Below are 13414 nucleotides of genomic sequence, written 5' to 3' on the forward strand. Positions count from 1 at the left end.
TTTAACGTCAATAATGTATGTTATTAACACACATCCCTTCCTCAATACCGAAAGAACTTTACAACCCGAAGGCCTTCTTCATTCACGCGGCATGGCTGCGTCAGGGTTCCCCCCATTGCGCAATATTCCCCACTGCTGCCTCCCGTAGGAGTCTGGACCGTGTCTCAGTTCCAGTGTGGCTGGCCATCCTCTCAGACCAGCTAGAGATCGCAGGCTTGGTAGGCCTTTACCCCACCAACTACCTAATCCCACTTGGGCTCATCTCATGGCATGCGGCCTTGCGGTCCCGCACTTTCATCTTCCGATTCTACGCGGTATTAGCTACAGTTTCCCGTAGTTATCCCCCTCCATAAGCCAGATTCCCAAGCATTACTCACCCGTCCGCCACTCGTCAGCAAGAAAGCAAGCTTTCTCCTGCTACCGTTCGACTTGCATGTGTTAAGCCTGCCGCCAGCGTTCAATCTGAGCCATGATCAAACTCTTCAATTCAAGTTCAATCGCTCAATATACTGCTTAGCTATAAATAAAACACTACTTAAAAAGTAATTATGAATTTTCAGTTAAGCACCTATTAAGACTTCAAAATTAAAAATATTTTTAAAACAAGTCAATCAACAAGTGCCCACACAGATTGTCTGATACATTGTTAAAGAGCAAAAAACAACGACGCACGTGGAAACTTAAATACTTCACAACAGTGCGTCGTTGTGTGCGGTGCATTATAGGGATTTTCAAAACCCTTGCAAGTACTTTTTGTAAAAATATTTAAAAAAATGATCTTTTGATGGAAATATAAACGGATCCATCAAAAGTGCGGCCAAAATTCGAAATATTTATTAAAAATTAACCCTCAGTTAAGATCTCCAGAATGCAGGCGTAAATAATGCTAAAAGCGTGAAAATTTCTAAGCGACCGCATACCATTGCGATAGTTAAAATCCATTTGGCACTATCTGGAATGGCGATCATATTACTACTAACAGCACCTAATCCTGGCCCTAAATTATTTATGCTCGCTAACACTGCATTAAAGGCATTGAAAGGTTCAACGCCACAAGCAATGACGCCAAGTAAACAAATTAAAAATACTAAAATATAAGCCGAAAAGAATGCCCAAATACTACCAATCACTCTTTCATCTAATACATTTTTTCCCCATTTAATGGGATAAACCAAATTAGGATGAACCACACGTTTGAGTTCTCGTTTTCCTTGTAAGTAAAGCACTAATACACGCGCAACTCTTAAACCACCACCAACAGATCCAGCACAACCGCCCATAAAAGATGCAGAGATTAACAATACGGGCACAAATGATGGCCAAGCAGCAAAATCAGACGTAGTGTAACCAGTTGTGGTAGAAATAGAGACTGCCTGAAACAATACCTGCTCAAAATCTTGCCATGAAGTCTTAAAGTAACTGTGTCCCCACATTACTGAAGTACAAACCACAACTAAAATAACTTGAATACTGATAAAAAAACGAAATTCAGGATCACGTAAATAAATTTTGAAGAAATTTTCACGTCCAATCGTTGAAAAAGCACGGAAATGTAAACCAAAGTTACAAGCAGAAACTAACAAAAATAAAACCGTAATTCCGTTAATTAATGGACTATTGAAATAACCGATACTTGCATCATGCGTTGAAAAACCGCCAATGGAAACAGTAGAGAAACTGTGGGTAATCGCATCAAAAACACTCATTCCCGCTAACCAATAAGCTAAAGCGCATGATAAGGTTAAAGAAAGGTAAATCATCCACAAAACTTTTGCGGTTTCTGTAATCCGTGGGCGAATTTTTTGCTCCTTCATTGGACCAGACATTTCTGCACGGTAAAGTTGCATTCCGCCAATGCCTAAAAGGGGAATGATCGCAATCGCTAACACAATGATCCCCATTCCACCAAGCCATTGCAAAAACTGTCGGTAGAACAAAATTGCTTTTGGTAAATTATCCAATCCAGTCATCACGGTGGCACCTGTCGTTGTTAGGCCCGAAAAGGCCTCAAATACAGCAGATGCCACCGTTAAGTGTGGCGCATCAAACAACAGAAGCGGCAAAGTAGCCAAACCTCCAAGTACAAACCAAAAAGCTACAACGATCAAAAAACCATCACGGGATCGTAATTCTTGTTTATGGTGATGGCATGGCCACCAAAGCAATGTGCCCGCTGTCAAGCTCAACATAAAAGCCTGCATAAATGCCTTGCCGCCACCATCGCCATAAATTAGAGCGACAAATGCTGGAATCAGCATTGTGCCCGAAAAACACATCACAAGAATACCAATAATTCGGATAATGGATAAAATATGCACTATTATTCGCCTGTCTCTAAAAGTTGGATGACTAATCTGCCCGCAGACTTTTCCGTTAATTCTGAAGAAAAAACATCGACTGTTTTTTCACTAATACCTAAAATCAAATGAATATTTACCTGAAAATCTTGAGATAAAATCTCAACCTGATATTTTTCACAAAGTTGTAGCACCAAACTTAGCTGACCATAGTCACAATCTAATTTGAAAGGGATTCGTTCAACTTTAACTTCGCTTTCAATCAGCTTTAACGCTTGTTGAACGCCATTACCGTAAGCACGAACTAATCCACCCGTTCCAAGCAAAATACCACCATAATAGCGAACTACCACCGCACTGATTTCACCTAATTGGCTACCTTGCAATGCACTCAACATTGGCTTTCCTGCCGTTCCAGCAGGTTCGCCATCATCAGAAAAACCAAGTTGTAGAGAATCTGTTGGCTTGCCTGCTACAGCAGCCCAACAATGATGCCGAGCATTTGGATGTTCTTGTTTAATCTTTGCCCAAAAAGCTCTTGCGTCTTCTAAACCTTCGGTGTGCTGTAAATAAGTAATAAAACGGCTTTTCTTAATTTCTTCTTCAAAAATAACCGCACTTTTAGGAACGAGGTATTCCGCCATTTATTTTTTCAAGGTAATTTCAGTAGCACTAGTCTATCACTGATAACTGGGATTTGTCGAAATTTTGCCGTAAGTGCGGTATGATAGGGCTCTATTTTTCAAAAGAAAAAAGAATATGTCTGAAATTTCCATCACACAAACCTTAGATACTTTAGGATTACGTTGCCCAGAACCGGTGATGCTTGTTCGTAAAAATATTCGTCATCTTAACGATGGAGAAATACTTTTGATTATTGCTGACGATCCTGCAACAACAAGAGATATTCCAAGTTTCTGTCAATTTATGGATCACACTTTACTGCAAAGTGAAGTGGAAAAACCACCATTCAAATATTGGGTGAAAAAAGGAAGATAAAAAAATCGGCCGTGATTAAAGTGCGGCCGATTTTTTTGTAATTATTAAAGATTGCGTAAGGCTTCAATACGCTTTTCGAGTGGTGGATGACTCATAAATAGTTCACTGCGTTTACCATTAATCATAAAGGCATTTAAAGAACCTTCGAGATTTTGGGGTTCGTGAAGTTGTTGCAAACGTTGCAATGCCATGATCATTTTTTCTTTGCCTACTAAACTTGCGGAACCAGCATCTGCACGGAATTCGCGGTAACGTGAGAACCACATTGCGATAATACTCGCAAGCACACCAAAGAGCATTTCCAATACCATCGAAACCAAGAAATAAATACCTGAACTGCGCGTTTCTTCCCCATTATTGTTACGAGAACTTGCCACCGCTGTTGCAATAACGCGCGATAAGAAAATCACGAAAGTATTCAATACGCCTTGCAATAACGCCATCGTTACCATATCGCCATTGGAAATATGCGAAATTTCGTGCGCTAAAACAGCTTCAGCTTCAGCCTCCGTCATGTTGTTTAATAATCCAGTGCTCACTGCCACCAAAGAATTGCTTTTCGTCGCGCCTGTAGCAAAAGCATTCACATCGGGCGAATGATAAATCGCCACGTCTGGCATGGGAATACCTGCTTTCTGTGCTTGGCGACTAACGGTATCAATTAACCAACGTTCAGTTTGATTACGAGGTTGAGTAATGACCTCTCCATCTACAGAACGTAATGCCATCGTTTTAGACAGGAATAATGAAATTAATGAGCCAGCAAAACCAAATAACAACGCCATAATTAAAATGCCGCTGGTGCTATTTCCTGCAATACCAGTCACACTTAAAATAATACCTAATACCAGCATTACAGCCATATTGGTTGCCAAGAAAAGAAGAATACGCATCATAATGTGTTCTCTCAAAGTTAGGGTTAAGTATTTCCTTAGTGGGGAAAATTCACAAAAAATTCAAGGTGTAATGTAAAATTTTTGTTATCAGCATACAAACAAAAAGCGCGGTCAAAAACATGCGAGTTTATGACCGCACTTTTAAGCAGAAATTACCAAACAGAAAATTATTTTCTTACAGCAATCGCTTCAATTTCTAATCCCACATCTTTTGGTAAACGCGCTACTTCTACGCAAGAACGAGCAGGGAAATTAGGATGATTATTTTCTTTAAAGAAACGTTCATATTCTGCATTTACTGCTGCAAAATCATTAAGATCTTTCACAAAAACCGTCGTTTTTACAATATCTGCGGCAGTTAAACCCGCTTTCTCGATAATCGCTTTCACGTTTTCTAAAGATTGGCGCGCTTGCGCAACGATGTCAGCTGGCACGTCGCCTGTTGCAGGATTCACGGGAATTTGCCCTGAGGTTAAAACTAAATTGCCAAGATCAACCGCTTGAACATAAGGGCCAATAGCTGCCGGTGCTTTTTCAGTATGAATAATTTGAGTCATCATTTTCTCCTTGGTTGATAAAAAGTGCGGTTATTTTTCACCGCACTTTTTTGTTTATTAATCAATTTCTTTTAGCACGTCATCAGAAAGCGATTCTTTATTTTCTGTTGATTTGCCATCACTCACTTTAAATTGTAAATTTTGGTAATACGCTTCTCTAAAAGTTACATATGGATCTTGAGCTTGGCGTAACAACTCCGCGTTATCGATATTTTTCGCACGAGTATCCACCGCTTGCACACCATATTTCACTAACGACCACGGACCGCCCACCCATTCCCAGAATGGATACATATAAGCCGCATCAACCACCGCACCGGTTAATTGACGTGGCGTTGTTGCATTATAAATCGGTAGCACAATATAAGTGCCAGCATCTACGCCGTAGCGACCTAAAGTTTCCCCAAATCCACGCTGATTATCTACGCGTAACTCTTTGCTTGCGCTCGCAAAATCAATGAAGCCACCTAGACCAAATACAGTGTTAATCCAAAAGCGATTAAAGTGAACAAATGCTTTTTTCGGTTCACCTTCAATTAAGCGGTTTACAAAACTTACTGGCTCATCAAGATTATTGGCTATGCCAGCAAGACCAGAGGAAATCGGCTTAGGCACATAGTTATTCCAACCTTTTGCCGCGGGTTCTAACACATAGCGATCCATAACGTTATAGTTAAATTTCCACATGGTTCGATTGAACCCTTCAAGGGTATCATTACGCTCACTCGCTTGTTTTGTGTCGTTCTTATTTGCACAACCTGTCAGCACAATTACGCCGAAAAGTGCGGTCAAAATCGTCTTTATTTTCATTTTGAATCCTTATATAAATGTGGACTTATTCTACCTAATTTGCCAAGTAACAACAAAATAAATCTTGCCCATAAAACATATAAAAAGTGCGGTAAAAACACATTATTTTTACCGCACTTTATCATTCCTAACATAAAACTAGTTTCGTTTTCTGACCTTTAAGATAATTGACAATTCCTTCGGGAACATCATCCGTAAACAAATATTCCACATCACTTAATTCGCCCAATCGAACAATCGCTTGGCGCGTAAATTTAGAGTGATCGGTCACTAATAACGTCTGACGTGAACTTTCAATAATCGCTCGTTTTACTTGTACTTCGTGGTAATCATAATCCAATAATGAACCATCAGCATCGATCGCGCTAATCCCTAAAATCCCGAAATCTAGGCGAAATTGAGAAATAAAATTCACCGTAGCTTCACCAATAATTCCACCATCCATTCGCAATGATCCGCCCGCCATGACAATATCAAAACTTTCATTTTGGCGTAAAAGATGAGCAGCATTCAGATTGTTCGTCACAATTCGAAGTTTTTCGTGGCCAAGCAATGCATTGGCGACAGCCTCAGGCGTCGTACCAATATCAATAAACAACGATGCACCGTTAGGAATCAACTTCGCAACTTCCTGTGCAATATTATTTTTTTGTAATGAAAAGAATTGTTTACGATCCACGTAATCAGAATTTTCTGCAGAAGATGGCGATGCCGCACCACCGTGATGGCGACGAATTAAATCTAATTCCGCCAAAATATTCAAATCACGGCGAATCGTTTGAGGGCTAACATCTAAGGCAGCAACCAATTCTTCCGTGCTTAAATAGCCGGATTGTTCCACCAATTTAATAATTTGTTGATGCCGTAACGACTGCTTCATAGAGAATCCTTTATCCAAATTGAACACACCTACTGTAGCGAATTTTTACGTAATTGGCTATCAATAAATCCCCAAATCAAGCCGACAATCAAGCCTGAAATATGCGCTGCATTTCCCATTTCAACACCAAATAAGGGGCTAATAAAACCTAATGCGATCCCCACCAATAACATGGTGAAAAAACCTTCTGGCAGATCAAATAAATGATGATTAAATTTATCGCATATAAATACATACCCCAACACAGCATATACAACACCAGAAAGCCCAAAGAAAGCAGGGCCAGATACATAATTTTGCACATAGCCTGTTATGGCCGAAGCTACAACGTACAACATCAATAATTTGACCGAACCAAAAGTGCGCTCAATCATTCCGCCAAAAATAAAAAACCAAGACAGATTAAACAAAATATGCAAATTAGATAAATGTACCAATGTATGTGAGATATAGCGCCACGCTTCGCTATCTTGCTCTTCGTAAGCGGGGTAATGCATCAAATACATAATATCGTCTTCAAAACCTAGCTGTTGAGCAATATAAATAAGCGCGCAAAGTGCGGTGAGAATTAGCGTGATTTTTCCCTGTTGAGCTAAAAAGTTTTTCATTCGTGATCTCATACTTCTGCGCAAATTTAAAAATCGGACTTCGCATTAAAGGTCATTGTTTCCCCTGTAATGGGGTGTGTAATCGTCAATCCTTCTGCGTGCAAGCATAATCTTGGCGACATAGCTTTAGCCTGAGGATGAGAGTAAAATTTATCGCCTAAAATTGGATGCCCCAATGCTAACATGTGCAAGCGTAATTGATGAGATCTGCCTGTCACGGGTGTCAGTTTCACGCGAGTACTGTTATTGGGCAAACGTGCTAAAACTTCGAATTTTGTGACCGCTCTTTTTCCTAAAACGAAATCCAAACGTTGGCGCGGTCGATTTTCCCAATCACAAATCATCGGCAAATTTACCTCGCCATAATTTTTCTCTAGATGCCCCCAAACGATCGCTTGATAATGTTTTTTCGGTTCACGTTCGCGAAATTGACGTTTTAATTCACGATCCGCCGCCTTACTTAAAGCAAACACAATAATTCCGCTGGTGGCCATATCCAAACGATGGGCAGGCTCACAAAAGCCGAATTTTTCTTTTACTCGACTCATTGCGCTATCGTAATATTGTGGTTGATTGCCTGGTACAGAAAGCAAACCGCTAGGTTTGTTCACCACGCACAAATGATTATCTTGATAAATAATATCTAAATAAGGTTCAAGAGGCGGATTGTATTCAATCAATGCCATTTTTATTCCTTGTTCGTCACAATGACACGCAAGCAATCCAAACGCCAATTTGCTTTAGAAAGCTCGTCAAGTGATTGTATTCGTTGTTGTTCCAAAATATCAATTTCGCTCTGGCGAATATTTTTATTCACTGCTTGCAAAGCCTGTAAACGGTTAATTTCTGCGCTTAATTGTTGATCTGCTTGATTTTTAGCTTCGGCAATAATCGGTTCAGCTAAAGATTTTACGAGCTGATCGCCTAGCATGATCAAGGATTCAATATTGCTCCGTGCCATTTTCACCATTTGATTAGCAATATTTTTACCAAGTGGTTTCAATTTGCTATGCAATGTTTCAAAGGCAACCTGCTCACCAATGTTATTTCCTTTGTTATCAAGCAGCAGACGAATAGGCGTTGGTGGCAAGAAACGATTGAGCTGTAATCCTTTTGGCGATTGGCTTTCTACCACGTAAATCAATTCAATTAGTAAGGTTCCAGCTGGGAGTTGTTTATTCACAAGCAATGCCATTGCGGCTTTGCCAATATCACCAGAAGCAACAAGATCAATACCCTGGCGAATCATAGGATGATCCCAAGTCAGAAACTCCATTTCTTCGCGAGCAAGGGCAAGTTCACGATCAAAGGTAACCGTCACACCTTCTTCTTTTAAACCTGGAAAATCGGGCACAAGCATTGTCCCAGTTGGGCTAATCACAATACTATTTGCGCCAAGATCTTCTTGCTCTACGCCAATAATATCAAATAATTTTAAAGCAAAATTCACAAGCTCAGGCGAATTATCTTCATCAGCAATTTGGTCCGCTAACGCTTGTGCTTGCTCACCGCCATGAGAATTTAGCTCTAATAAACGATCGCGACCTTTTTCTAACTCAATCTTGAGTTTTTCCCGAGCGGTTTTAGTTTGTTTTAATAATTCAGAAAATTCATTCTCTGAAAGTGCGGTAGAATTTGACCGCACTTTTTCAAACTCATCGGAAAACTGCGAAAATAATGCCATTCCCATTGGACAGGTTTGTTCAAAAGCATTGAGTCCCTCATTGTACCAACGCGCTAAACGGCTTTGAGGCGAATCTTTCGCACAAGGCACATAAATTTGCACATCACGTTTTTGTCCAATACGATCTAATCGGCCAATACATTGTTCCAATAAATCAGGATTTGTCGGTAAATCAAGTAACACTAAATTTGCCGCAAATTGGAAATTACGCCCTTCCGAGCCAATACTCGAACTCAGTAAAACCTGCGCGCCGTTTTCTAAATCAGCAAAATAAGCCGCGGATCTATCCCGTTCAATAATCGACATTTTTTCGTGGAATACTGCGGCGCGAATCGCCTCACGTTCACGTAAAATTTGTTCTAACTGAATCGTCGTGGCCGCTGTCTGACAAATCACAAAAATTTTTTCATCGCGATGTAGTTTGAGGAAATCAATCAGCCAATCAATTTTATTATTCTCTTCCGAGAGTGTAATTTGATGGTAAACACGGTGCGGAAAACCTTTCACGCCTTGGTGTGTATTGCGGAATAACATTCGCCCCGTGCCATGACGATCAATTAAGGCTTGAATTAGTTCCTGACGGGCACGATGCTGTTCCTCATCATTATTTGATGCAATCGCTTTAAAAAGTGGCTCGACATCTTGTTCAAGCAACAAATCAGAAATATGATTTTTTTCTACCGCACTTAATGCCTTATTTGCCACCAAAGATTCAACAGCATTAACCACAGGTTGGTAGCGTTCCTGTTCTTTCACAAAGGTTTGATAATCAAAGAAACGTTCTGGATCCAGTAAGCGCAAACGAGCAAAATGACTTTCTTGCCCAAGTTGTTCTGGGGTTGCCGTGAGTAACAAGACGGATGGAATGATGCAAGCAAGCTGTTCAACTAATAAATAAGCCGCACTTGGTGAAGATTCAGACCACACGAGGTGATGTGCCTCATCCACAATTAAACAGTCAAATTGAGCATCAAGCGCCTGCTCTACTCGATTAGGATGCGTTTCTAACCAATTCAGCGAACAAATAATTAAGCTTTCCGTTGTAAATGGATTAACGGCATCAAGATCAAAATCGTTGCAACGTTCTTCATCAAAAAGTGAAAAATGCAAATTAAAACGACGAAGCATTTCCACCATCCATTGATGTTGCAACGTTTCTGGCACGATAATAAGAACACGTTGCACTTTCTCAGCAAAAAGTTGATTCTGCAAAATCATTCCTGCTTCAATGGTTTTCCCTAAACCAACCTCATCCGCCAATAACACTCGAGGATTAACTCGATTACCGACTTCAGATGCAATATGAATCTGATGAGGAATTAAACCCGCACGCGTTCCGCGTAAACCACGCAATGGCGATTTAAATTGTGCTTGCTGATGACAAAGCGTGCGATAACGCAATGCAAAATGACTGCTGCGATCAATTTGCGCTGAAAAGAGGCGATCTTTTGCTTGGCTAAAAGAAATAATCGGTGAAATATCACGTTCTTGCACAATGACATCTTCACCTTGTGGATTTTTAACTAAATAAAATAGCAAACCGTTCATATTTTGAACGTCTAAAATCTCACCTTGCCAGCCAGCTTGATGGGATAATGTTTCATCTTTACTAAATACAATTCGGCTTAAAGGCGCTTGTGCAGCAGCATATATACGCGTTTCATCTGCAGCTGGGAAATAAATCGTGACAGTTCTTTGATCTAATGCGGTAATGATACCTAATCCTAAAGCGTTTTCACTTTCACTCAACCAGCGCTGACCAATAGCAAAGGGCATAATAATTCTCTTTCTGATTTGTATTGATAAAATTTGGGGGCTTATTGTAGCTTGCTTAAATAGCAAAAGAAATTAATAAAAGAGAATAAAAAATGGATTAAAGAAATAAATGGCACGCCCTAAAGGATTCGAACCTTTGACCCACGCCTTAGAAGGGCGTTGCTCTATCCAGCTGAGCTAAGGGCGCATTCAAAGGATTTCTTTTGTACGGAATTTCAAGACAATATAAAAGAAGTGGTCGGCGAGATAGGATTTGAACCTACGACCCACTGGTCCCAAACCAGTTGCGCTACCAAGCTGCGCTACTCGCCGACGAGTGCGGTCAATTATAGGTTTGTTTTTATCTCAGTCAATTAATTTTTTGATTTTTTAATTTAATTGTTCAAAATTATTCCACTTTAGGAAAAACGCCACCTTTTTCGTTGTAAAAAAACCATTGTCCGCTAAAATAGCAAACGCTTTCTTTCCCATCATTCAAAAGGACAGCCAAATGACCGCACAAATCATCTCTGGTACCGCACTTTCAAAAAAAATTAAAGCCGATGTGGCAGATAAAATCACCCATTACGTTAAGCAAGGAAAACGCGCACCTGGGCTTGCAGTCATTCTCGTGGGTGCAGATCCTGCTTCGCAAATCTACGTCGGTAATAAACGTAAAAGCTGTGAAGAAATTGGCATTCTCTCTAAATCTTATGATCTGCCAGATACCACCACTCAAGAGGAATTGTTAGCGGTTATTGACCAGCTTAATGCAGATGAAGGTATTGACGGTATTTTGGTGCAGCTACCGTTACCCAAACAAATTAATACCGAAGCAATAATTGAAAGAATCGACCCTAAAAAAGATGTGGATGGTTTCCATCCTTACAATGTTGGGCTTTTATGTCAACGTATTCCAACTTTACGTGCGTGCACCCCTTATGGCGTAATGAAACTATTAGAAACAACGGGTATTGACCTACATGGCAAACACGCGGTAATTGTAGGCGCATCCAATATTGTCGGTCGTCCAATGTCTTTAGAATTATTATTAGCAGGCGCAACCGTCACAGTAACTCATCGATTCACCAAAGATTTAGAAAACCATGTTCGCCAAGCAGATATACTTGTCGTCGCGGTAGGTAAGCCGAATTTGATCCCAGGAGATTGGATCAAAGAAAGTGCGGTAGTAATTGATGTCGGAATTAACCGTGTAGATGGAAAATTAGTAGGCGATGTGGAGTTTGACAAAGCAGCCGAAAAAGCGGCTTATATTACCCCCGTTCCTGGCGGTGTTGGACCGATGACCGTTGCAATGTTAATGAGCAATACGCTTTACGCTTATGAACACAACAAATAGCTCTGTATAAAAAAATCCTATAACAAGAAAAATGGGTTAAAGCCTTATTCGCTTTAACCCATTTATTTTAATCACTAAAAAATTCAGTAAATAATCAAATCTAAATTAGTTCAACCAGAACATATAACCGACAGTCGCAATCACAACGATACACACTAAATTCAATACGAAACCAGCTTTTACCATTTCACTTTGTTTCACTTGACCAGAACCGAATACAATAGCATTTGGTGGCGTTGCAACTGGTAGCATGAAGGCACAAGATGCACCAAGACCAATAATTAATGCTAAACCAATTTCTGGCATACCCAAGGATTGGGCGATAGAAATAAAGATCGGGACGAGTAGTGCCGCACTTGCTGTGTTAGAGGTAAATTCAGTTAAGAAAATAATGAATGCTGCCACTAACAAGCCAATAAGATAGAAATGTTGTCCTTCAATCATAAAGACAATGCTATCTGCTAAAATCTTGCTTGCTCCAGAATCCTTCAATACCGCACTTAGCGTCAATCCACCACCGAAAAGCATTAATACGCCCCAATCGGTACTTTCTTGAATTTGTTTCCAGCTTGCAATGCCCGTAGAACAAATCACAATAGCAGCTAATAAAGCGACGACACTATCAAAGCTCGCAATATTTTTCTGCAAACCAAGTAAGCCTGAAATTAGAGGATTAATTTGCCCACTAAATACCCAAGTTAAAGCAATCACAACAAAAATAACAAGTGTTAATACACGCACTGAATTCATTTCAATGCTTTCAAAAGATTGCTCAAAATTAATATGAAGTTTTGGCTTAAAAATAATGTAAAGCGTACCAATCATCAGTGGTAGCAAAATGATCATTATTGGTAAACCGTACCATAACCAATCTGCAAAAGTTAAATGCAGGTTACTTGCTACAATCGCATTCGGTGGACTACCCACAAGGGTTCCCATACCACCAATTGATGCACTATAAGCAATCCCTAACAACACAAACACATAAGTATTATGTTCTTTTTCACGATCAAGTTGGCTTAAAATTCCCATTGCAAGGGGTAACATCATGGCTGCAGTTGCCGTGTTACTCATCCACATAGAAAGGAAGGCTGTAATCAAAAAGAGATAAATAATGGCAATAAATAGATTACCGCGCGCTAACGCCATAATCTTATTAGCAATCATTTTATCAAGTTTTTGAATATGTAAGGCTGTAGCCAAAGAAAAGCCACCAAAGAATAAAAAGATTGTAGGATCAGCAAAAGCCACTAAAGCTTGCTTAGTACTCACTAAATCTAGCGCAATCGCCAATAATGGCACCAATAATGCGGTAACCGTAACATGCAATGCCTCGGTTAACCAAAGCACTGCGACAAAAGCCAATAAAGCTAAACCAGCACTGGCCTTTGGCTCATAAGGTAGCACTTTTAATAACACAAAAAACAGCACTATATCTAAAATAAAAATAATGCCATTTTTGTGATTTTTGAAAGATTTCATCTCAGTCATAAAGCTCCTCCGTTAGTGTTCTAACTCGAACGGACTACAATGTTAAATGAATGTTAATAAGTTGCAATGCTCAATTT

Annotated in this window: 12 protein-coding genes, 2 tRNA genes and 1 rRNA gene; 2 read left to right on the forward strand and 13 right to left on the reverse strand. The window is 39.9% G+C overall.

The window, feature by feature from the left end:
• The 3 genes from A8M50_RS02300 to A8M50_RS02310 all read right to left on the reverse strand — a co-directional run.
• A 16S ribosomal RNA gene (locus A8M50_RS02300) occupies window positions 1-489 on the reverse strand; the annotation flags it as partial.
• Window positions 490-854: 365 nt separating this feature from the next.
• Window positions 855-2318: a TrkH family potassium uptake protein gene (locus A8M50_RS02305; protein WP_005643930.1), complete on the reverse strand. Its 1464-nt coding sequence runs from the start codon at window positions 2316-2318 to the stop codon at window positions 855-857.
• 2 nt (window positions 2319-2320) lie between these two features.
• Complete coding sequence (locus A8M50_RS02310) at window positions 2321-2941, reverse strand: YigZ family protein (protein WP_005643953.1); 621 nt, start codon at window positions 2939-2941, stop codon at window positions 2321-2323.
• Window positions 2942-3056: 115 nt separating this feature from the next.
• Between A8M50_RS02310 and tusA the strand changes: the two genes are divergently transcribed.
• Window positions 3057-3296 (forward strand): sulfurtransferase TusA, encoded by a 240-nt coding sequence (gene tusA, locus A8M50_RS02315; protein WP_005643933.1) that lies wholly within the window; start codon window positions 3057-3059, stop codon window positions 3294-3296.
• A 44-nt stretch (window positions 3297-3340) separates the two neighbouring features.
• Here tusA and htpX read toward each other — a convergent pair whose 3' ends face one another.
• The 9 genes from htpX to A8M50_RS02360 all read right to left on the reverse strand — a co-directional run bounded on the left by htpX (window position 3341) and on the right by A8M50_RS02360 (window position 10819).
• Complete coding sequence (gene htpX / locus A8M50_RS02320) at window positions 3341-4195, reverse strand: protease HtpX (protein ID WP_166666974.1); 855 nt, start codon at window positions 4193-4195, stop codon at window positions 3341-3343.
• 164 nt (window positions 4196-4359) lie between these two features.
• Window positions 4360-4749, reverse strand: coding sequence for a RidA family protein (locus A8M50_RS02325; RefSeq protein WP_005644002.1), 390 nt, complete (start codon window positions 4747-4749; stop codon window positions 4360-4362).
• Window positions 4750-4806: 57 nt separating this feature from the next.
• Window positions 4807-5559: an MlaA family lipoprotein gene (locus A8M50_RS02330; protein ID WP_005643994.1), complete on the reverse strand. Its 753-nt coding sequence runs from the start codon at window positions 5557-5559 to the stop codon at window positions 4807-4809.
• A 127-nt stretch (window positions 5560-5686) separates the two neighbouring features.
• Window positions 5687-6439 (reverse strand): DeoR/GlpR family transcriptional regulator, encoded by a 753-nt coding sequence (locus A8M50_RS02335; RefSeq protein ID WP_005643940.1) that lies wholly within the window; start codon window positions 6437-6439, stop codon window positions 5687-5689.
• A gap of 29 nt (window positions 6440-6468) precedes the next feature.
• Window positions 6469-7047 carry a rhomboid family intramembrane serine protease gene (locus A8M50_RS02340; protein ID WP_005644012.1) on the reverse strand — a complete coding sequence of 193 codons (579 nt, stop codon included), beginning with the start codon at window positions 7045-7047 and terminating at the stop codon, window positions 6469-6471.
• Between the two features lie 26 nt (window positions 7048-7073).
• On the reverse strand, window positions 7074-7733 hold the full coding sequence (gene rluA / locus A8M50_RS02345) for a bifunctional tRNA pseudouridine(32) synthase/23S rRNA pseudouridine(746) synthase RluA (protein WP_005643973.1): 660 nt from the start codon (window positions 7731-7733) through the stop codon (window positions 7074-7076).
• A gap of 2 nt (window positions 7734-7735) precedes the next feature.
• The gene (gene rapA, locus A8M50_RS02350) at window positions 7736-10507 is read right to left on the reverse strand and encodes an RNA polymerase-associated protein RapA (RefSeq protein ID WP_005643937.1); all 2772 of its coding nucleotides are present in this window, start codon (window positions 10505-10507) and stop codon (window positions 7736-7738) included.
• 110 nt (window positions 10508-10617) lie between these two features.
• Window positions 10618-10694 (reverse strand) — tRNA-Arg (locus A8M50_RS02355).
• A 48-nt stretch (window positions 10695-10742) separates the two neighbouring features.
• Window positions 10743-10819: transfer RNA gene (locus A8M50_RS02360), tRNA-Pro, on the reverse strand.
• A gap of 178 nt (window positions 10820-10997) precedes the next feature.
• Here A8M50_RS02360 and folD point away from each other — a divergent pair.
• On the forward strand, window positions 10998-11846 hold the full coding sequence (gene folD / locus A8M50_RS02365; protein ID WP_005643942.1) for a bifunctional methylenetetrahydrofolate dehydrogenase/methenyltetrahydrofolate cyclohydrolase FolD: 849 nt from the start codon (window positions 10998-11000) through the stop codon (window positions 11844-11846).
• Window positions 11847-11951: 105 nt separating this feature from the next.
• Here folD and A8M50_RS02370 read toward each other — a convergent pair whose 3' ends face one another.
• A complete protein-coding gene (locus tag A8M50_RS02370; protein ID WP_005643970.1) occupies window positions 11952-13337 on the reverse strand; it encodes a DASS family sodium-coupled anion symporter in 1386 nt (461 codons plus the stop codon).
• Window positions 13338-13414: the final 77 nt, after the last annotated feature.

The sequence above is a fragment of the Haemophilus haemolyticus genome (genome assembly GCF_001679045.1).
In the GTDB taxonomy this organism is placed as follows: Bacteria; Pseudomonadota; Gammaproteobacteria; order Enterobacterales; family Pasteurellaceae; genus Haemophilus; species Haemophilus haemolyticus.